Source organism: Microbacterium luticocti DSM 19459 (genome assembly GCF_000422405.1).
GTDB classification, from domain to species: domain Bacteria; phylum Actinomycetota; class Actinomycetes; order Actinomycetales; family Microbacteriaceae; genus Microbacterium; species Microbacterium luticocti.
This window is the reverse complement of sequence record NZ_AULS01000006.1, coordinates 39,871-59,593: the sequence shown is the minus strand read 5'-3', so window position 1 is coordinate 59,593 and position 19,723 is coordinate 39,871. Positions and strand designations below refer to the sequence as shown.

Genomic DNA, 19,723 nt, shown 5'->3' with positions numbered 1-19,723 from the left:
CTAGGTATCGTGAGCGTGTCCTTTGCGAGTACTCTTGTCGCTTGCATTGGAAGCCTCCGCACCGACCGTGACTTCACCTGGGTCCCTGCCCTGGGCGCTCTTCTCATACTTGTTGGATACTTTCTCGCCGCGGCCCTATATGGTCAGGCAACGGGACATTGAATCACCATCCTGCTTTCGCGCCTCGCGGATTCCTGTGTGAAGTCAGGTCAGACGGTGAGCAGCCGCGGATCCTGCGGACGCGGCCCCTCGTGCAGCTCCCGGTGCAGCCGCTCCATGCGCTCATCGAGCACGGCGGCCGAGTCGGCGGCATCCTTCAACTCGGCCAGTAGCTCGGGCGGCACCTGCTGCCGGTACTTGTAGTGGATCTTGTGTTCCAGGCTCGCCCAGAAGTCCATCGCGATCGTGCGGAACTGCACCTCGACGGGCACGTCGACCGGTCCCGTCGACAGGAACACCGGCACCTGCACCACCGCGTGCAGGCTCTTGTATCCGTTCGGTTTGGGCCGGGCGATGTAGTCCTTCACGCGCTGCACCGAGATGTCGGCCTGCGCGGTGAGCAGGTCGAACAGCCGGTACGCGTCGGCGGTGAAGCTCGTTGTGATGCGGATGCCGGCGATGTCGGTGATACGGCGACGGATGCTGTCGAAGTCGGGCTCGATGCCCTTGCGCCCCACCTTGTCGACGATGCTGTCCGGAGACTTGACCCGGCTGGAGACGTGCTCGATCGGGTTGTAGTCGTGCAGGTACAGGAACTCGTCACGCAGGATGTCGATCTTGGTCGCCACCTCCTGCAGGCCGAACCGGTACGGCAGCAGGAACCGCTGCAGCTCGTCGCTGAGGCTGCGCAGCTGCGCCGGTGAGATCTCGACGGGGGCGTCGACGTCGGTGTCATCGAGCATGGCGACACCATAGGCCCGGTCTCTGACAGTGCGGTTTGCGCACCTATGAATCCGTCACGAACCGTGGCACCGCACCCGTGCCGAGCCATGGCACGCGTTCGTCGTCGGTGCTTGCGCCGACCCGGGCAGGGGTGCAGACTTCTGCGGTCCCCGCTTGCCTGCACCCGGGTGGATGCCACATCCCGGGCGGACGGTCCCGACACCCGCGAAAGGCACCCATGAGCACGACGCCCGAACCCGCCACCGACCCCCACCACACGCGCAACGTGCTGCTGGTGTTCGCCGGCCTCATGGTCACGATGCTGCTGGCATCGCTCGACCAGACCATCTTCTCGACCGCCCTGCCCACCATCGTCGGCGACCTCGACGGGGTCGACGAGATGAGCTGGGTCATCACGATCTACATCCTCGCGTCGACGATCATGCTGCCGGTCTACGGCAAGCTGGGCGACCTGATCGGACGCAAGGGCATCTTCATCGCCGCGATCACGGTGTTCATCCTCGGCTCGATCATCGGCGGATGGGCCCAGGACATGACCTGGCTGATCATCGGCCGTGGCGTGCAGGGCCTGGGTGGCGGCGGCCTGATGATCCTGTCGCAGGCGATCATCGCCGACGTGGTTCCGGCCCGCGAGCGCGGCCGCTACATGGGCATCATGGGCGGCGTGTTCGCGATCTCGTCGGTGGCCGGGCCGCTGCTGGGCGGATGGTTCACCGACGACCTCAGCTGGCGGTGGGGACTGTGGATGAACATCCCCCTCGGCCTGCTCGCGATCGTCGCCGCCGCGGTGTTCCTGCACCTGCCGGCCGGGCCGAAGCGCAAGGTGCGCCTGGATGTGCTCGGCATCGCGCTGCTGGCCCTGGCATCCACCGGCATCGTGCTGATCAGCACCTGGGGCGGACACGACGAGCCGCACGGCTACCCGTGGGGCTCGCCGCAGATCATCGGGCTGATCGTCGGCACCGTGGTCGCCGCGGTGCTGTTCGTGATCGTCGAGCTGCGCGCCGCCGAGCCGGTGATGCCGCTGCACCTGTTCCGCAAGCTGAACTTCAACCTGATGACCGCGGCCGGCTTGGTGATCGGAGTGGCGATGTTCGGTGCGCTGGGGTACATCCCGACGTACCTGCAGATGGTCACCGGCGCCGACGCCACGCAGTCGGGGCTGCTCATGATCCCGATGATGGGAACCGTGTTGGTGGCCTCGATCGTCTCGGGGGCGCTGGTCAGCCGCACCGGGCGCTACAAGTGGGCGCCGATCGCGGGAACGCTGGTCACCGCCGGGGGCATGCTGCTGCTGTCGACCATGACCAGCACGCTGCCGGTGTGGATCATGTGCGTGTACCTGGGTGTCATGGGCCTGGGCCTCGGGCTGTGCATGCAGATCTTCGTGCTGGTCGTGCAGAACACGTTCCCGAACTCCGAGGTGGGCGTGGCCACGTCGACGAACAACTACTTCCGGCAGATCGGCGCGTCGCTGGGATCGGCGATCGTGGGCAGCCTGTTCACCACGCGGCTGGTGCACCTGCTGACCGAGCGGCTGCCGGCCGGCGGCACCGGTGCCGGCCAGTCGACGAACAGCCTGACACCCGAGGTGGTCAAGGACCTGCCGGGACCGATCCGCGACATCGTGGTGGGCGCGTACAACGACGCTCTCACGCCGATCTTCTTGTACATCGTGCCGCTCGTGGTGATCGCGACGGTACTGGTGTGCTTCGTCAAGGAAGTGCCGCTGAAGAAGACGATCGACCGCGGCGACATCGCCGCCGAGAGCCTCGAGATCGACGGCTCGAACGCGGTGGCCACCACGACCGGCAACATCATCATCCGCGGCGCGCCCGACGCCGGTCGTTGAGCCCGGCCGGCTTCCGGCTTCCGGCTTCCCGACCTTCCCGCGGCAGGAGAATCGGCCCGCAGCAGGAGAATCCTCGCCGGAATCTCCTGCTCCGGCCGGAATCTCCTGCTCTGGCCGCGGTGGGCTCACCCCTCACCCGAGCCTGGTTCGGTATGCTCCCGAGATCCCAACCGGCTCCGCCCGGCCGGCTCCCGGCGGATCGTCGTCGCCAACCACGGAAACAGCAGGACCGACAGCATCCCGGCCCCGACCAGCACCGCCGCGCCCGAGCCGGCGAGGATGCCCTTGTCGACGCCGATGGCCGTGACCGCGACGATGATCGGCAGCCCGGTGGCGCCCATCAGGCCGACGGCAAGGCGGTCGCGTCGGCTCGAGCCGGGCGGGGCCGCCAGCAGCGACGGGATGCCGCGGACCACGAGCAGGATCACCAGGGTCGCGAGCACGAGCAGCAGCAGCATCGGCTGCGCGATGAGCGAGCGCAGGTCGAAGGTGATGCCGGTGTAGATGAAGAAGACCGGCACGAGGAACCCGAAGGCGACCGCCTCGATCTTGCTCTCGACCTCGCGGCGGTCGGATTCGGCGGCGTCGCGGATGAGCACACGCCACACGATGCCGGCGGTGAAGGCGCCCAGCAGCATGTCGATGTCGAGGAAGACGCTCAGCGCGACGAGGGCGGCGAGGATGAGCAGCACGACGCGCATCGCGAACTGGCCCGACGTGTGCAGCGTGGCACCGACCACCCGGTGCAGGGCTCCGCGCGGCACCGCGAACGCATACCAGATGGCGCCGGCGGCCAGCAGGGCGAAGACGCCGAGCACGATGGTGGCGGGTCCGGGCGCGCGGCTGCCGAGGAACACCGAGATCGCCACGAGCGGGCCGAACTCGCCCACCGCGCCGAGGGCGCTGACGCTTCGTCCGAACCCGGTGCCCAGCTCACCGGCATCCCGCAGCACCGGCAGCAGTGTGCCCAGTGCGGTGGATGCCAGTGCGACGCCCACGATCACGGCACCCTCGCCCGGCGCGGCCGTGAGCCCGACGAGCACGCCCGCGGCGAGGCTGATGAGCCATCCCCACAGCGCGCGCGAGCCGGTGCGCCCGCGCAGGGCGGTCGGGTCGATCTCGGTACCGGCGACGAAGAAGAGCATCGCCAGCCCGAACTGCGACAGCGTCTGGACGAACGCCGACGGGTGGGCCCACCCCAGCAGCGACGGTCCGATCACGATGCCGAGCACGAGTTCGAAGACGACGACGGGGATGCGCACCCACCGACCGAGCCCCCGCGCCGCCAGCGGCGCCAGTACGGCCATCAGGGGGATCAGCACCAGACTCACATCCACGCGATCAGGGTAGTGGGCGGATGGCTCCAGTTGGAGAATCCGCCCGCAGCAGGAGAATCGGCCCGCAGCAGGAGAATCCGGGCCGGATTCTCCTTCCCCCGCCGGATTCTCCTGCGCTCGGCTCGCACCCCGCCACCTGACCCGCCTGCGTCATCGACGGGATCGGCCCGGCTCTGGGTTCGGGGCCCAGGATGCGGGCCCAGGATGCGGACCCCGGATGCGGGCCCAGGACGTGGGCACCGGATGTGGGCACCGGAGGCCGAGGCGAAGCCCGGGACGTACGCTCGGACGATGTACGTTCCCCACTTCAACCGGATCGACGACCTCGACGCCGCCCGTGCGTTCGTGCACGAGGCGTCCGTCGCCACGCTCGTCACGACCGGCCCTGACGGTGCGCCGGACGCCACGCTGCTGCCGATCCTGTGGCACGGCGACCGGGTCATTGCGCACTTCGCCCGCGCGAACGAGCACTGGAAGCGCATCGCCGATGGCGCGCCGGGCCTGTTCGTCGTCTACGGACCCGATGCGTACGTCACGCCCACCTGGTACGCCGCCAAGGCCGAGCACGGAAAGGTCGTGCCGACGTGGAACTACTCCGCGGTGCAGCTGCGGGGGCCGGTGACAGTGTATGAGGATGCCGCGTGGCTGGACGAGGCCGTCACGGCGCTCACCGACCGGCATGAGGCCGGGCGGCAGCATCCGTGGGCCGTGTCTGATGCGCCCGACAAGTACGTCCACGGCCAGCTGCGCGCGATCGTCGGCGTCGAGATGCGCGTGGAGCGGGTCGATGCAAAGGCGAAGTGGAGCCAGAACCGGTCGGATGCCGACCGCTCGGGCGTCGCAGCCGGGTTCGAGACCGAGGGCCGACCGGATGCCGCGGCCCGCGTCCGCGACGGCAGCCTCTGACCCGGCACCCGGCCGCCGGGCCCCCCGTCGTTGAGCGAGCGCCCTCCCCCGGTCGTTGAGCGAGCCGGCGGCGAGTCGAACCGACCCCACCCAGGCACCCACAGCTGTAGCTGTTTGCTACACTTGCGGCATGGCCAGCACGATGCCGATGCGCGTGGACGGCGACCTCTTCGAGGTCGCGAAGTCGGCCGGTGCCGCCGCGAGCCGCAGCGCCGCCCAGCAGATCACCCACTCGGCACGAATCGGGCGCGAACTCGAGGCCTCTCCCACCGTCAGCCATCGCGATGTGCTGCGCGTGCTGGCCGGCGACTCGTCGTACGACGAGCTCGGCGAGCGCGGGCAGGCCGTCGTGCGGGCGATCTGGGACGAGCGGATCGATGCCCGCCGTGCGCGGCTCGACTTCGCAGACGAATTCACCCGCGAGGGTCGCTCGTGGTCGGAGGCCGACGAGCAGGGGAACGTCGTCGTCCGAGACGGGTCGGACGACTGACGCGTGCCCGTTCTGCACCTGCTGGCCGGGCCTGACGGCTCGGGCAAGTCGACCTACGTCGAGCGCATCCTGCAGCCGGTGACGCACCTGCCGTTCGTCAACGCGTCCATCATCGCCGCCGAGCGCTGGTCCGACTCCGCCGCCGAGCACGCGTACGAGGCCTCACGCGTGGCTACCGCCGAGTGTTCCCGCCTGATGGCGGCCGGCGTCTCATTCATCACCGAGACCGTCTTCAGCCACCCCAGCAAGGTGGAGTTCGTCGAGGACGCGCTCGCCCACGACTATCTGGTGCAGCTGCACGTGATGCTGGTTCCGGTCGAGCTCTCGGTCACCCGCGTCGCTGACCGCATTGCGCACGGCGGGCATGCCGTTCCCGAGCAGAAGATCCGCGAACGCCATGCTCGACTGTGGGATCTCGTCGCCCGTGCACGCGCGCTCGCGGACCGCACGGAGTTCTTCGAAAACAGCGCGGCGAGCACACCGTTCCGGCGGGTCGCCGTGTATGAGCACGGGATGCCGGTGGGCACCGCGTCGTGGCCGGCATGGGCACCGGCCGTGCTCATCCGTCGACCCTGACCCCGAGGTGCTCGGCGAACAGCGGCGCCATCAGCGCCGTCTGTTCGTGGCTGAGCGTCGCTGCCCGGCGACAGCGTGTCACCGCCGCCGCGCCGCCACTGCGCCGCTACTCGCCGCGTCGCTCCTCGGCGTACCGCGGCGCCAGCGCCTCCATCTGGTCCATCACCAGCGTGATCGCACCGGGCTGGCGGTCGGGCGGGTACTTGTACTTGACGAGCAGCCGCTTGATCGACGACCGCAGCTTCGCGCGCACGTCGTCGCGCACGGTCCAGTCGGTGCGCACGTCGCGGCGCATCACCGCGACCAGCTCGCGGGCGATCTGCGCGAGCGTGTCCTCGCCCTGCACGTCCACCGCCGACTGGTTCTGGGCGACGGCGTCATAGAAGGCGAGCTCGTCCTGCGACAGCGGTGGTGAGAAGCGCTCCCCGCGCGACGCCTCGTCCGAGACATCCTTCGCCATCGCCACGAACTCGGCGATCACCTCGGCGGCGGTGAGCTGCTGGTTCGTGTACCGGCGCATGATCTCGCCGATCCGGTCTGAGAAAGCTTGCTGCCGCACCAGGTTGCCGCGGGTGGCCGCCCGTGCCGAACCGACGAGGCTCGCGCGCAGCGCTTCGATCGCCAGTTGCGGGTTGCGCGCCTTCTCGGCCTGTGCGAGAAACCCGGGCCCGATCTCGTCGAGCGACACCTCGGGCAGACCCGCCGCCTCATAGATGTCGAGCACCTCGCCGCTGGCCAGCGACTCGAACATCAGCTCGCCGAGCAGCCGCTCGATCTCGTCCGACAGCGGCTCGTCACGCCCCTGCCGCTCGGCCGCGTCGTACTTCGCCATCCACACCCGCACCTCTTCGTAGAAGGCGATCTCGTCGTGCAACTCGATCAGGCCGGGGCGGCGGGATGCCAGGGCCCACGCCCGCGACAGCGCCGAACTCTTCGCGCGGTAGCGGGCCGAGAGCCGTTCGGCGCCGAGCTCGGGGGCGTTCAGCGGGTTCTGCAGGTCGCGCAAGAAGTTCACCGCGCGGGTGACCGCGTTCAGCTGGGCGCGCGATCCGCCGGCGGTGAGCATCGCGCGCCAGTCGCAGTCGGCGAGCATCACACGGATCTCGCCCACCAGTTCGCGAGCGATCCCCACGGCCTCGTCGACGTCACGGCCGACGGGCTTGTTCTGTCGGTCTTTGACGGTGTATTCGGCGAGCGCCCGGGCGAGGTTGTCGGCGAGCGGTGCGTAGGCGACGAGCAGGCCGTCTTCCTTTCCCCGGAACGTCCGGTTCACCCGCGCGAGCGTCTGCATCAGCAGGGCGCCCTTGAGCGGCCGGTCGAGGTAGAGCGTGTGCAGCGGCGGCGCGTCGAACCCGGTGAGCATCATGTCTTTGACGATCATCAACTCGAGCTCGTCGTCGGGGTCTTTCAGCCGCGCCTTGATCGCGGCGTTCGCAGAGTCGCGGCGCACGTGGTCGCTGATCGGCGGCTGGTCGGCGGTGGTGCCCGAATAGACGACCTTGATCGTGCCGGCGTCGAGCGCGTCGGAGTGCCAGTCGGGTCGCAGCGCGACGATGGCGCGGTACAGGCGCGCGCAGATCTCACGGGTGCCGCCGACGATCAGCGCCTTGCCGGGCCCACCGATGAACGGCCGCATGCGCGCGCGTCGTTCCTCCCAGTGCGCGACCAGGTCGGCGGCGAGCTTGTCGAGTCGTTCGGGTGCACCGTACACGGCGTTGACGACGGCGACGGATGCCTCGACCCGCGCGCGCTCGGTGTCGTCGAGGCCCGTGGTGACCTCGTCGGCTGCTCGGTCGATCTGCTCGTCGGTGACGCCGTCGGCCAGCGCGACCTTGATGAGCCGCGGCTCGAACGAGACCGGCACGGTGGCACCGTCGGCGACGGCCCGGGTCAGGTCGTAGATGTCGATGTAGTCGCCGAACACCGCACGGGTGTCGCGCTCGGCGAGCGAGATGGGCGTGCCGGTGAACGCAATGAGCGTGGCGTGCGGCAGGGCGTCGCGCAGATGGCGGGCGTAGCCGTCGAGGTCGTCGTAGTGGCTGCGGTGCGCCTCGTCGACGATGACGATGACGTTGCGACGGTCGGTGAGCAGAGGATGCCGCATCCCGGCGTCTTTCTCGGCCTTCGACAGTCCGAACTTCTGCAGGGTGGTGAAGTAGATGCCGCCGGTCAGCCGTGCGGCCAGTTCGTCGCGCAACTGAGCGCGTTCGTGGATCTGCACCGGCTTTTCGGGCAGCAGCAGGCTGCGGTCGAACGTCTGATACAGCTGCCCGTCGAGCTCGTTGCGGTCGGTGACGACGATCAGGGTGGGGTTGCGCAGTTCGTGGCGTCGCGAGACGAGGTTGGCGTAGAGCTCCATCTCCATCGACTTACCCGAGCCTTGGGTGTGCCAGACGACGCCGGCCTTACCGTTCGAGGCGACGGCTTCGACGGTGCGGCCGACGGCCTTGGTCACGGCGAAGTACTGGTGCGGTTTGGCGATGCGCTTGACGAGGCCGTCGGGGCCCTCGTCGAACGCGGTGAAGTTGCGCAGCAGCTGCAGAAAGCGTTCTTGGTTGTACAGGCCGAGCAGTGCGTCGTCGAGGGGCTGCACACTCTGGCCGTCTTCGAAGCGCGGCTGTTCCAGGGCCAGCCCGTCGTCGTCGACGTTCCACGGCGCGTAGTGGTTGAGCGGGGTGAACGGTGTGCCGTATTTGGCGTCGGTGCCGTCGCTGGCGAGGGTGAACACGCAGAAGCGAAAGGCCATGGGCAGCTCACGCACGTAGGTGGCGAGCTGGTCGACGGCCGATTCGACGCGTGCCGACGCAGAGCCGGCGCGTTTCAGTTCGGCAATGGACAGTGGCATCCCGTTCACATACATGACCAGGTCGAAGCGGCGATGCGACTCGCGGTCGCGCACGGTGACCTGGTTGACGGCGAGCCAGTCGTTCTGCGCGGGGTCGGTGTCGATCAGGCGGATGCGCGGGTTCTGCTCGATGCCGTCGGCGTCGATGTAGCTGAGCGGGTATCCGTCGACGAGGCAGCGATGGATGCGGTGGTTCTCGGTGATCGCGTCTTGGGAGCGGGGCGCGGCGATCTCGCCGAGCGCCTGCTGCAGGTAGTGCACCGGCACATCGGGGTTGAGCCGCTGCATGGCGGCGAGCAGGCGCGGACGGATGAGCAGCTCGTCCCACGTGTCGCGCTCGCCGGTGCCGGGCGCGATCTTCTCGCCGGCGAGGGGACGCCACATGAGCGGCTCGGCGAGGGTCTCGAGCGCCATGCGCTCCCATTCCGATTCGGGGATGCCGCTCATGCCTGGGCTCCTTCGTGATGTCTTGCGGGTGTCTTGACCGCGTTGCTCATGGACCCGACGCATTGCGTGATGAGTGACGCACTGCGACAGTCAATAAACGTACGAATGCGTACACTGCTGTACAATTGAGCCATGGCTACGGTGAGTGCAACGGATGCCCGGCAGACGCTTCCGGCGCTGCTGGACCGTGTCGACAAGGGTGAGGAGATCGAGATCTCGCGCCATGGCCGCGTCGTGGCAGTGATCGTGAACCCCGGCGCACTGGCCGCGCGACGCGCTCGGGGGGCCTGGCAGAGGGCCGACGAGATCGGTGCGATGCTTGAGGCCGCCCGCGACAAGCCGATTCGTCGTGCGGCAATGTCTCCGGGCCGGGCAGAAGAGCTGGTGGCACAGGTGCGACGCGAGCGCGACGCACGATGAGTGGCCTGGTCGCCTTCGATGCCGATGTGCTGATCTACACCGCGGATGCTGCGAACCCGCTCGGCACGAAGATCGCGGCCTTGTTCGATGAGAGCGATGGCCCCGCCGGCATCGGGTCGGTACTCCTCCTGACCGAGGTGCTTGCCAAGCCGCTGCGTACCGACCCACATGCTGAGGAAGTCACAGCGCTGGCGAGTCTGCTCAGCCGCTTGGATCTCCGTGCGCTCGACGAGCCCACGGCGCGGCTCGCTCTCACGTTCGCTGTCGCATACAGGCTTCGCGTGGCCGATGCTGCACACCTTGCGACGGCCGTCGCGGCCGGCGCGGACGTGTTCCTGACCAACAACCGCAAAGACTTCTCGCGCGATATCTCCGAGATCGACGTCGTGTATCCCGACGACCTCGTGTGACGCGCTCATTGCCGTCCCAGCCGCACCGTGGTCGTCGTGCCGAGCGCCGTCACCTTGTAGCTGATCTCGCCGTCCGCGTATGTGAACGTCTTGGTGTCGTCCCTTGACGCGAGCAGCGCGTTTTCGGTCTTGGCCTTATCGCGTGTCGACTCCCACGTGAACGTCGTGCTGGCGTCACTGGGCAGCGTCACCGAGCCGACCCAGTAGATCGAGGTGGAGTCGCCGCTGTCGGCGACCCAGTCGATCGAGATCACGCCGTCGGAGATCGTGGCCTGCTGATAGTTCGTGTCGCTCTTCGCGTTCGTCTGCTTCCACGTGCCGTCGAGGTTCACCGGCTGCGGGGTCGGTGCCTGCGTCGTGGATGCCGAAGCCCCAGCGGTGTCATCGACCTGGCCGCCGCCACCACCGGTGCAGCCGACCAGCCCGAGGGATGCCACAACGACGAGCGCGGCAGTGGCGAGGAAGGTCTTGGTGTTCATGGTGCTTCTCTTTCGATTCGTTTGTTCAGACATCAGACGCCGACTCGTGACGCCGCGGCCACGGCATCCCGAACCCGCAGCTTGCCTGACATCAGCTGGGGCAGCAGCGCGTCGCGGGTTGCCGCGAGCGTGCGGTTCTCACGCATGCATTGATCAACTGTTCCGAGCAATGCAGATAGCACTGACTCGGCTTCGCCTGCGGAGTCAGCGTCCCACGACATCTCGAGATCATCGAATGTAGCCTTCGTGATCGTGTCAAACACGGAGCCGTGTGCGATCGCCTTGGCCCGCTCTGTTGCCTTGAGTACTGAAAAGTAGAGCAATGCCGCGGGGACCGCACCTGGCACGAAGCCATAGCAGGACTGGTTGAAGGATGCCGCGATTCCAAGGCGTGCGACGGCGCCCACAGTTCCTCGCGCCGTAAGAATCACTGATCCGACCGGAAGCGGTCTTGCCTTTGTTTCTTCTCCCGCTAGCGCGGTGATCTTCTCGGCTGTGTCAAGAATCACCCTCGAAGATGCACCGGAGACGTCTCTCGCTGAGACCCAGGGCAGTACACCATCATCCCAATAACCCGCAACAGAGCGCGACGGCGTGCCGCCGAGAATCGGGTCCAGCACCTCAGATATTGCCACTCTCCGCCACGCTTGGGTCGCGCGCTCGTATTCACGCTCGGCTAGATCGCTGGCCACAGAAGCGAGCTTGGTGTTGGCGGCGATCTTGTCGTCGAGGGCGCCCAGGACCTCGGCGATCGCCTGCTGCTCGGGGACGGGTGGCCACGTCACGGCGATGGGATGAAGGTGGTTGCGGTTCAAGGTCGGGTTCGCAGAGCCGGCATCGAGCCATGACACGTCAAACTTCGACATGAAGTAGTAGACAAACTTCGGGTCGTTTCCTCCGAAATCACGAATCCATAACGTCGTGTCATGCGGCCAGAAGGGACCAGGCAGAAAGAAGGCCTTGCCGAGAGTCCCCTTTCGACCGATCACGACTCCAGGGCCGTCAGATATGGCCTCGTTATGGAAACTCGATACTCCTCCAGATGATACGACCGGGACGTTTCCGTCGACTTGGGCTGCACGAGTGATATCGACCCCTCGTTGGAACTGCACGAGGTCCCCGAGTGGTGCAGTCCGCCACTCAGACATCGACCCTCCCCAGTTGCTCGCGCACGACGTCGGCCAGGCGGGCCGACTCGGCGAACTGAGCCTCGAGCTCGGCGCGCAGGCGCGTGAGCTTCTCTTCGATCGGCTCGCCGTCGTCTTCGGCCTCGGGGGCCCCGACGTAGCGGCCGGGCGTCAGAGCGTAGTCGGCTGCCTTGATCTCTGCGAGGGTCGCGGAGTAGCAGAAGCCGGGAATGTTCTCGTACGAGTCGGGGCGTTTCGACTCGGCGGCTTCGCCGCCCCGCTCAACGACCGGATCGCGGCCGAGCCAGGCGTGGTAGGTGTCGGCGATCTTCGCGATGTCGTCGTCAGACAGTGCGCGCTCGGCGCGATCGACCATGTGACCGAGTCCGCGCGCGTCGATGAAGAGCACCTCGCCGGCCCGCTCACCCTTGTCACGAGCGAAGAACCACACACACACCGGAATCCCGGTCGACCGGAACAGCTGCGTGGGCAACGCCACCATGCACGACACCAGGTCGGCCTCGACGATCTCGGCACGGATCTGGCCCTCGCCGCCCGAGTTCGACGACATCGACCCGTTCGCCATGACGACGCCGGCCTGGCCGCCCGGAGCGAGCTTCGACAGGATGTGCTGGATCCACGCAAAGTTCGCGTTGCCGGCCGGCGGCACCCCGTACCGCCAGCGCGGGTCCGACTCCGACCGCGCCCAGTCCTTGATGTTGAACGGCGGGTTCGCCATCACGAAATCCGCCTGCAGCTCGGGGTGCAAGTCGCGCGCGAACGTGTCGCCCCACCGCGGCCCCAGGTTGCCGGTGAGCCCGTGGATCGCCAGGTTCATCTTCGCCATCCGCCAGGTGCGCTCGTTCAGCTCCTGGCCATAGATCGAGATGTCCGACCCCTCGCCGTGATGCGCGTCGATGAACTTCTCGGCCTGCACGAACATGCCACCCGACCCGCAGCACGGATCGTACACGCGCCCGTGCGTCGGCTCGAGCATCGCCACCAGCACCCGCACCACGCCGGCCGGCGTGTAGAACTCGCCGCCCCGCTTGCCCTCGGCCGCGGCGAACTTCTCGAGGAAGTACTCGTACACCTCGCCCAGCAGGTCGCGCGCCCGCCGCCCATCGGCACCGGCCTGTCCCTGGCCGGCGAACCGCGCCGAGTTGAACAGGTCCACCAGCTCACCGAGCCGACGCTGATCGACGTTGTCGCGGTTGTAGATGCGCGGCAGAGTGCCCGCAAGACCCGCGTTCGCCTGCATCAAGGCATCCATCGCCTCGTCGATCAGCTGCCCGATCGTCTTCTGCGGCCCGTCCAGCGACAGCCCCTTGGCGTGCTCGGCCAGGTACGACCACCGCGCGTGCGCCGGCACCCAGAACACGCCCCGGCCGGTGTACTCGTCGACGTCGTCGATCAACTCGGCGATCTGGTCGTCGTCGTATCCGTCGGCGGTCAGCTCGGCCCTGATCTGGCCGCGCCGCTCATCGAACGCGTCCGACGCGTACTTGAGAAAGACCAGGCCCAGGATGACGTCTTTGTACTGCGAGGCATCCATCGAGCCACGCAGCTTGTCGGCCGCCTTCCACAATGTGTCTTTCAGCTGCTTCATCGTCGACGGCGCCTGCGGAGCCGCGTTCTTCGGGGTTCTGGGCATGGGTCCTTCTTCACTCGTCGGGTCGGTCATGAGGGTCGGATGCCGCAGCCGGCGGTCCCGCGCCCGGCCGCGGCGGTGCCGACTCGGGCACCTGCACAGACACCGCGCGCACGGCGACGGCGTCGCACAGGATGCCGGTGAGCCGGTCGAGTTCGTCGATACGGCGGTGCAGGTCGGCCCGTGTCGCCGCCGCCTCATGCAGCGCGGCGCGCAGCGGCGCGACCTGGACCGGATCGACCCGACGCAGCATCCACCGTCGCCATGCACCGGGCCCCGCGGCGCCGCCCGCGATGTCGGCGGCGATCAGCTCGGGCACCAGCCCCACCGAATCGTGCGGGTCGATCCGCAGCACCCGCGCCGGGCTCGCCACGACATGCGACCCTGCGGTGTCGACCCACGCCCGCGGCGTGGGTGCGGTGCGGAACACGATGTCGTCGGGGCGGGTCAGCTGGGCATGCGGATGCCGCTGCGCGAACGCAAGATGGTCGACCCGGCGCCCGCCGATGCGGTCGGGGTCATCGAGATCGTCGGCAGAGACCACCACGAGACCGGTGTCGCCGAGCTCATCGGCGTCGAGCCGTGTGCCTGGCAGCACGCGCACGTGCCCGGCGGCTGCCGCGGCATCGAGCCGGATCGAGTCGGGTTGCGGCAGGGCGTCGGCCCGGGGCATGACCTCGACCGCGGGTGCGTCGCCCGCCGCGGCGCCCAGAGCGACGTCGAGCAGCGCGGGCAGGTCGCGGGATGCCACACCCTCGCCGCGACGCCGGGGCGCGGCATCCGCCACCAGAGCCCCGTCACGTGCGAGCACAGACGAGGTGCGCGCCAGCCGGGCAAAGCGGAAGGTGTGCGCCGTCGCCTGCGCCGGACCGCCGAGGTTGGCGACGACGTCGCTGACCAGATCGGCCGCCGCAGCGGGCGTGAGTGCCACCCCGGTCAGGTCGGCCAGCGCGATCACGCGGTCACCGAGCGCGATCGACGCCTCGGGTCCGAACACCCACAGCGCCTGCGCCTCGCGCACCGCCGTCGGCACCAGGCCGGCGTCGAGCCGCACGATCGCGCGCACCCGGCCGGTGCGCAGCGTGAGCGCGCGCACGTCGGCGGCGGTCGCCGGCAGAGCGTCGACGAGCACCCGAGCCGGGCCGATCAGCACCCCGACGTCGTCGGCATCGAGCCGCAGCACGACGTCGTCGACCTCGTCGAGCGTCTGCGTGACCGTCGCGCCGGGCGCAGTGGGTACCCGCGCCAGCATCACGGTGCGGGCCCCGTCGGCGGGCAGCGGATCGTCCGCCGGCAGCCCCCGGCACAGCCGGCCGCGGCGCAACGCGCGATCCGCCGCACCCCCCGGCCACTCGACGTCAGCGTCGTCGCCGAGGGCATCGGACGCAGCGTCGAGCAGTGCGGCATCCACCCCCGGCCCGACGCGCAGCCGCGGGGCTTCGGGATCGGCGAGCGCCGCGACCAGGCGCGCGGTGAGTGTGAGCAGATCGTGGTGCGGTTCTCCCGCGGATGCCGCGGCCCGCCGCATCCGCGTCGCCCGGCGCTGCAGGTGTTCAAGCGCCGCGGCCGGCGAATAGCGGGCGTCGACGAGCCGGTCGACGTAATCCAGTGCGGGGGCGCCGCGTTGCAGGTGCCGGTCGATCTCACGTGTCAGGTGCGTGTCGTCGGGGTCGAGGGCATGCGCCCGCTCGCGCAGGGCATCGCGCTTTGTCGTCAGCGGCTCGCCCGTGCCCGCACGCAACGCGATGAGCGCCGAGAGCTCGGCGAGGTCGTCGGGTCGGGCGATGTCGAGCCCGACCGGCTCGGCGACGGCTGCGGCATCCGCGACCGCGTCGGGATTGTTGCCGTGCCCGGTGACGACCAGCCATTGCGCGACCGCGTCGGCGTCGAAGAGTTCGCGACGCCCGTCGTGGGCCGAAGCGGGCGGAAACGGCGTGTCGGCCTCACGGAACCGCGCGCGCCACATCGACGCGACCGGGCGCCGCACCCGAGCGAGCTCGGCGACGCCCGCCAGCGAGATGAGCAGCGGCTGCGTGGCCGCGGGCGCGGTGGACATGCGATGACAATATCGCGCTGCGATGGTCCGAGCCAGCATAAACATTGATAATCCCACTTATCAGTGCGCACCGTGCTGGGTGTCGGCGGCCTCTCCTACCGTGTGGCTGGACGGTTCGCCGGGTGAGCGGGCGTCACGGCCTGGGGACGAGACGCCCGCCCCTCCAACCCAAGAGAAGAGGTCGACAGATGAAACACCTGTTCGCCGCCGGCACCGCCCTTGCGGTGGTTGCCGTCCTGTGCGGCTGCAGTGCGATCCCCGACGACGCGACGACACCGTCACGCCTCCCCGACACCGACAGCGTGCAGACGCCGGATGCCGCCACCGCGCCCTCGCCCACACCGAGCAACTCGTCGCTGTTCGGCGACACGGTCACGAACGACCGCGGCAATCTCGTCAAGAAGATCGGGCAGATCGCCGGCACCGGATCGGTCGACGACCCCGATGTGATCACCTCGACGTTCGCGGTGACCGACATCGTGGTCGACCGCAAGTGCACCGACGAGTTCGCCGAGAAGCCGCAGAACGGCCACTACGTCGCGGTGCACCTGAACGTCGAGACCACGAAGGATCTCGCGAAGGAGGACTACCCGGTGGTCGGCTTCGACGCGGGCTACTGGCAGGCCTACGACGCGAAGGGCACGCGTGTGAACGACCCGCTCGGCAATGCGTTCACGTGCCTGGCGAGTTCGGAGCAACTGCCGGGTGAGATCGGGCCCGCACAGAGCGTGTCGGGATGGATCGTGCTCGACGTCCCGACGACCCACGGCGCCGTGGTGCTCGCCCCTTATGGCGCCACCGGCTGGGAGTGGGACTACTGATCCCGCCCGGCCGACCCCCGAAACGACAGTTCTGAAAGGACACTTCTCATGACCGATTCCCACACTCCCGTCTCACCCGGGCCCGGGTCCGACCCCACCTCCCCCGACGCCCAGCCACCGACGGCGGCTGCATCGGGCACACCGACACCGGGGTCCGCTCCCGGTCACAGTGCACCGTCGGTGCCGATGTCGAACGTGCCCTCCGCACCGATATCCACGTCGCCCGGTGCACCGGCATCCGCGCCTCCGACCCCGCCGAAGCCCGCTTCCACGCCGACACCTGCCGAGGGGCGGCAGTTCCTCGCCGCCTGGCTGCTCTCTTACTTTCTCGGTGTGTTCGGTGTCGACCGCTTCTATCTGGGCAAGGTCGGCACCGGCCTGCTCAAGCTGTTCACCCTGGGCGGTGCGGGTATCTGGTGGCTGGTCGATCTGATCCTCATCCTCGCCGGCGCGATGCGCGACCGCGCCGGTCGGCCGCTGGTCGGATTCGACCGATACAAGGTGATCGCCTGGATCGTCACCGCCGTGCTCGTCGTCGTCGGCATCGTCGCAGGCTCGGTCGGCGGGGCGACGGCCGGATCACACACGCCGGATGCTGTGACCGCTCCGTCCACGCCGAGCAGCGTCGCGACCGACGACACACCGGCGAAGGATGCCGCGTCGCCCGGGGCCGAAGCATCCGCCCCCGAAGCCGTCGCACCCGCCGAGCCCGTGGATGTCTCGAAGACGTGGGCCGACGACACATTCGGCACGTTCGCGGTGGTCAAGAAATCTGGCCGTGGCGACTCGCTGATCGCCCTGCCGAAGGGTGCCACGGGCGGTCTCGTGACCGCGGCGTATACGGGGCAGGGTAACTTCGCGATCTCGGTGCTCGACGCGTCGAACACGTCCACGGGCGAATTGCTCGTCAACACGATCGGTCACTATTCGGGCACCAGCGCGTGGGGCATGGCCGCCCTCGGTGAAGGCGCTCGCCTGCAGGTCAGCGCCGAGGGCGCCTGGACGATCACACTGGCGCCGCTGTCGACCGCGAAGAAGTTCACCGGCTCGGCTCGGGGCACCGGCGACGCCGTCCTGCTGTATCCCGGAGACGCGGCGGCGCTCACCGCCACGCACAAGGGGAGTGCCAACTTCGTCGTCTATGAGAAGACCGATCAGACATTCCACATGGGCCTCCTCATCAACGAGATCGGCGCGTACTCCGGCACCGTGCCACTGGCTGCGGGACCGTCGATCCTGTCGGTGCAGGCAGACGGGGCGTGGACGTTGAAGGCCGGCTGACTCGTCCTTGGCGTATCCCGAGCGACTCGGGTCGCTGCGCTCGCTCAGGGACCCGAGGAAGGCCGGGTCCGCTTCCACCGGAAGCAGGAGATTCCGGCCACAGCAGGAGAATCGGCGCCGGAATCTCCTGCTCTCGCCGGATTCTCCTGCGCTCACGTCGGGGCGCCCACCTCGGCCCGTCCCCTCGGGGCGCTCACCCCCGGGCACTCCCCTCGGGGCGCTCGCCCAGACCCGCTCAGCTCCCGGTGCGCGGGTGCGCCGCGAAGAAGTCCCACATCACCGCGGTGGTGTCCACGGCCTGCGATGGCTGCTTGCGGTCGGCGCCCGCGCCGGACTTGAGCGGCGCTCCCGGCCAGCCGTGTCCGGCGTCGGCGATCGTGATCAGTTCGACCGCACGCCCCTCGGGGCACACCGACAGCGACGTCGACACCACCCCGGCGACGGTCGTCGTCTCCGCGCCGCACCCGTCGACGGTGCGCCACCGCGCCATCACCTGATCGACGGGCGGACCGTCGATGCGGCCGGGCCCGGTGCCCGGACTGCCGTCGAACGGGATCGTGGTGTCCTCCAGCCCGTGCACGTGCAGCACCGACGTCGGCTGCGGATGCGCGCAGCCGTCGAGCATCGTCGCCGAATCCGCGCCGATCGCCGCGAACAGGTCGGTCTCGCAGGCCAGCGTGTACGCCAGGATCCCGCCGTTGCTGATCCCCGCCGCGTACACCCGCGCCGTGTCGATCGGCTCGGCCCTCTCGATCGCCGCGACCATATCGGTCACAAACCCCACATCGTCGACGCCCTCCCGCGCCGGATAGCCGCAGCATCCCCCGCCGTCGACGTTCCACGCGGACACCTGCGGCCCGAGCCCATCAGGATAGGCCACGACGAACCCGCCGGCGGCGGCCGCGGCATCCCAGCCGTAGAACTTCTCGGCGTTCGCGCCGCTGCCCCCGCCACCGTGCAGCATGACCACGAGCGGCGCCGGCCCGTGCAGCGCCCTCGGCACGTACACGCGATAGGTGCGCTCGCGTCCGCCAGAGTCGATCGTGTAGGCGTGCGACCCGACGGCGAGGGATGCCGCGGCCCCGCCCGGCGCGGACGCGCTCGGCGTCGGGTTCGGGCTCGTCGCCGAGCCCCCGGGCGCCGCGCCCGACGGCGCCGGAACCGGCCGCAGCGCCCACACCACTCCGAGCGCGACGACGATGACAGCCGCGACGCCGAGTCCCACGATCATGCCCCTGCGCATGGCCGTCACGGTAGGCCGCCGGCGTCGGAGCCGACCATGCATCCGCTATGCGAAAGCCCAGCGACATCGCTGCACCGCCGCACGCGCGCAGGCGGCACCGCCGTCATCCGCCCAGGTGCGCGAGGTGCTCCCGGATGCCGCGGAAGTGCACCGTGAGCCGCTCCGCGGCCCGCTGCCGGTCGTTCGCGCGCACGGCGTCGAGGATCAGCCGGTGGTCGTGCGCGGTCTCGACGAGGTCCGCGGGACTCGGCGACGCCTCACGGTAGATCCGGCCGTACGCCGTCCAGAACACCTCGAGCAGGCTCGTGAGCAGGTCGTTGTGGAGCGATCCGTACAGCACCCGGTGGAACTCCTGGTCCGCCTCGAGGAACGCGCGCCCCTGGGCGGCGGAGTCCTCCATGGCGCGCACGCACGCCTCCAGCTCCGCCAGCTCGGCCTCGGTGATGACGTCGATGGCGAGCCCGACCAGCCCCGCCTCGAGCGCCTGGCGCACGTCCACGAGCTCGAGCGCCTCGCGTCCGCCGTGCCGCAGCGACAGCCGGCCGCGAAAGGTCAGGCTCGCCGTGAGCGCGTCGAAGCTCGTCGAGGCCACGAACGTGCCGAAGCCGTGGCGGATCTCGACGACGCCGAACGCCTGCAGCACCTTGAGCGCCTCGCGGACGGTGTTGCGGCCGACGCCGAGGGCTCGGCACAGCTCGGACTCGGTCGGCATCGGGTCGCCGACATCGAGATCGCGCTCCAGGATGAGGTCCATGATGTCGTCCTGCAGGTGACGCAGCCGCCGCTGCGCCGCGCGACTGGCCGGCGGAAGATCGGCCGGGTCCGAGGTCGCCGTTCCGCCTGGGTGTGCCACATCCTCACTGTATCGGCGGTGGAGGT

General features: G+C 69.1%; 17 protein-coding genes. 8 read left to right on the top strand and 9 right to left on the bottom strand.

All coding sequences use genetic code 11. The annotated features are described in order from the left end of the window. Positions 1-209 precede the first annotated feature (209 nt). Positions 210-902, bottom strand: coding sequence for a GTP pyrophosphokinase (locus H577_RS0108350; RefSeq protein WP_029145579.1), 693 nt, complete (start codon positions 900-902; stop codon positions 210-212). A 218-nt stretch (positions 903-1,120) separates the two neighbouring features. Here H577_RS0108350 and H577_RS15685 point away from each other — a divergent pair, with 218 nt between their 5' ends. Next, positions 1,121-2,755: an MDR family MFS transporter gene (locus H577_RS15685; RefSeq protein ID WP_051191874.1), complete on the top strand. Its 1,635-nt coding sequence runs from the start codon at positions 1,121-1,123 to the stop codon at positions 2,753-2,755. 125 nt (positions 2,756-2,880) lie between these two features. On the opposite strand, the gene H577_RS15680 is transcribed toward H577_RS15685, so the two are convergent. Continuing rightward, positions 2,881-4,092: a cation:proton antiporter gene (locus H577_RS15680; protein WP_036284227.1), complete on the bottom strand. Its 1,212-nt coding sequence runs from the start codon at positions 4,090-4,092 to the stop codon at positions 2,881-2,883. A gap of 291 nt (positions 4,093-4,383) precedes the next feature. On the opposite strand from H577_RS15680, the gene H577_RS0108335 reads away from it, so the two are divergent. The 3 genes from H577_RS0108335 to H577_RS0108325 all read left to right on the top strand — a co-directional run bounded on the left by H577_RS0108335 (position 4,384) and on the right by H577_RS0108325 (position 6,064). Continuing rightward, positions 4,384-4,998, top strand: a complete 615-nt coding sequence (locus tag H577_RS0108335; protein ID WP_029145578.1) for an FMN-binding negative transcriptional regulator — start codon at positions 4,384-4,386, stop codon at positions 4,996-4,998. A 130-nt stretch (positions 4,999-5,128) separates the two neighbouring features. Then, positions 5,129-5,488 (top strand): TA system antitoxin ParD family protein, encoded by a 360-nt coding sequence (locus H577_RS17020; RefSeq protein WP_029145577.1) that lies wholly within the window; start codon positions 5,129-5,131, stop codon positions 5,486-5,488. Positions 5,489-5,491: 3 nt separating this feature from the next. After that, a complete protein-coding gene (locus H577_RS0108325) occupies positions 5,492-6,064 on the top strand; it encodes an ATPase (protein ID WP_029145576.1) in 573 nt (190 codons plus the stop codon). A 106-nt stretch (positions 6,065-6,170) separates the two neighbouring features. Here the strand turns inward: H577_RS0108325 and H577_RS15670 are convergent, their stop codons facing one another. Continuing rightward, positions 6,171-9,356: a type I restriction endonuclease subunit R gene (locus H577_RS15670; RefSeq protein WP_036284225.1), complete on the bottom strand. Its 3,186-nt coding sequence runs from the start codon at positions 9,354-9,356 to the stop codon at positions 6,171-6,173. Between the two features lie 132 nt (positions 9,357-9,488). Between H577_RS15670 and H577_RS15665 the strand changes: the two genes are divergently transcribed. Together H577_RS15665 and H577_RS0108310 are read left to right on the top strand one after the other, a co-directional pair. Continuing rightward, positions 9,489-9,776 (top strand): type II toxin-antitoxin system Phd/YefM family antitoxin, encoded by a 288-nt coding sequence (locus tag H577_RS15665; protein WP_036284222.1) that lies wholly within the window; start codon positions 9,489-9,491, stop codon positions 9,774-9,776. Further along, on the top strand, positions 9,773-10,186 hold the full coding sequence (locus H577_RS0108310; protein ID WP_029145575.1) for a type II toxin-antitoxin system VapC family toxin: 414 nt from the start codon (positions 9,773-9,775) through the stop codon (positions 10,184-10,186). Before H577_RS15665 ends, H577_RS0108310 begins: the two co-directional genes overlap by 4 nt. A gap of 5 nt (positions 10,187-10,191) precedes the next feature. Here the strand turns inward: H577_RS0108310 and H577_RS0108305 are convergent, their stop codons facing one another. The 4 genes from H577_RS0108305 to H577_RS17015 are packed head-to-tail and all read right to left on the bottom strand — an operon-like array spanning position 10,192 to position 15,499. After that, the gene (locus tag H577_RS0108305; protein WP_029145574.1) at positions 10,192-10,665 is read right to left on the bottom strand and encodes a hypothetical protein; all 474 of its coding nucleotides are present in this window, start codon (positions 10,663-10,665) and stop codon (positions 10,192-10,194) included. Between the two features lie 32 nt (positions 10,666-10,697). Further along, positions 10,698-11,813, bottom strand: coding sequence for a restriction endonuclease subunit S (locus tag H577_RS17360; RefSeq protein WP_084515995.1), 1,116 nt, complete (start codon positions 11,811-11,813; stop codon positions 10,698-10,700). Continuing rightward, positions 11,806-13,446 (bottom strand): class I SAM-dependent DNA methyltransferase, encoded by a 1,641-nt coding sequence (locus tag H577_RS0108300; protein WP_029145573.1) that lies wholly within the window; start codon positions 13,444-13,446, stop codon positions 11,806-11,808. Before H577_RS0108300 ends, H577_RS17360 begins: the two co-directional genes overlap by 8 nt. Positions 13,447-13,456: 10 nt before the next feature. Beyond that, positions 13,457-15,499 carry a hypothetical protein gene (locus tag H577_RS17015; RefSeq protein ID WP_051191872.1) on the bottom strand — a complete coding sequence of 681 codons (2,043 nt, stop codon included), beginning with the start codon at positions 15,497-15,499 and terminating at the stop codon, positions 13,457-13,459. A gap of 188 nt (positions 15,500-15,687) precedes the next feature. On the opposite strand from H577_RS17015, the gene H577_RS0108290 reads away from it, so the two are divergent. Further along, entirely contained in the window at positions 15,688-16,320 is a 633-nt protein-coding gene (locus H577_RS0108290; RefSeq protein WP_029145572.1) for a hypothetical protein, read from the top strand. A gap of 186 nt (positions 16,321-16,506) precedes the next feature. Beyond that, positions 16,507-17,601, top strand: coding sequence for a TM2 domain-containing protein (locus H577_RS17010; RefSeq protein WP_084515993.1), 1,095 nt, complete (start codon positions 16,507-16,509; stop codon positions 17,599-17,601). A 235-nt stretch (positions 17,602-17,836) separates the two neighbouring features. Here H577_RS17010 and H577_RS0108280 read toward each other — a convergent pair whose 3' ends face one another. After that, positions 17,837-18,844, bottom strand: coding sequence for a CE1 family esterase (locus H577_RS0108280; RefSeq protein ID WP_051191871.1), 1,008 nt, complete (start codon positions 18,842-18,844; stop codon positions 17,837-17,839). 103 nt (positions 18,845-18,947) lie between these two features. Next, entirely contained in the window at positions 18,948-19,697 is a 750-nt protein-coding gene (locus H577_RS0108275; RefSeq protein WP_029145570.1) for a FadR/GntR family transcriptional regulator, read from the bottom strand. Positions 19,698-19,723: the final 26 nt, after the last annotated feature.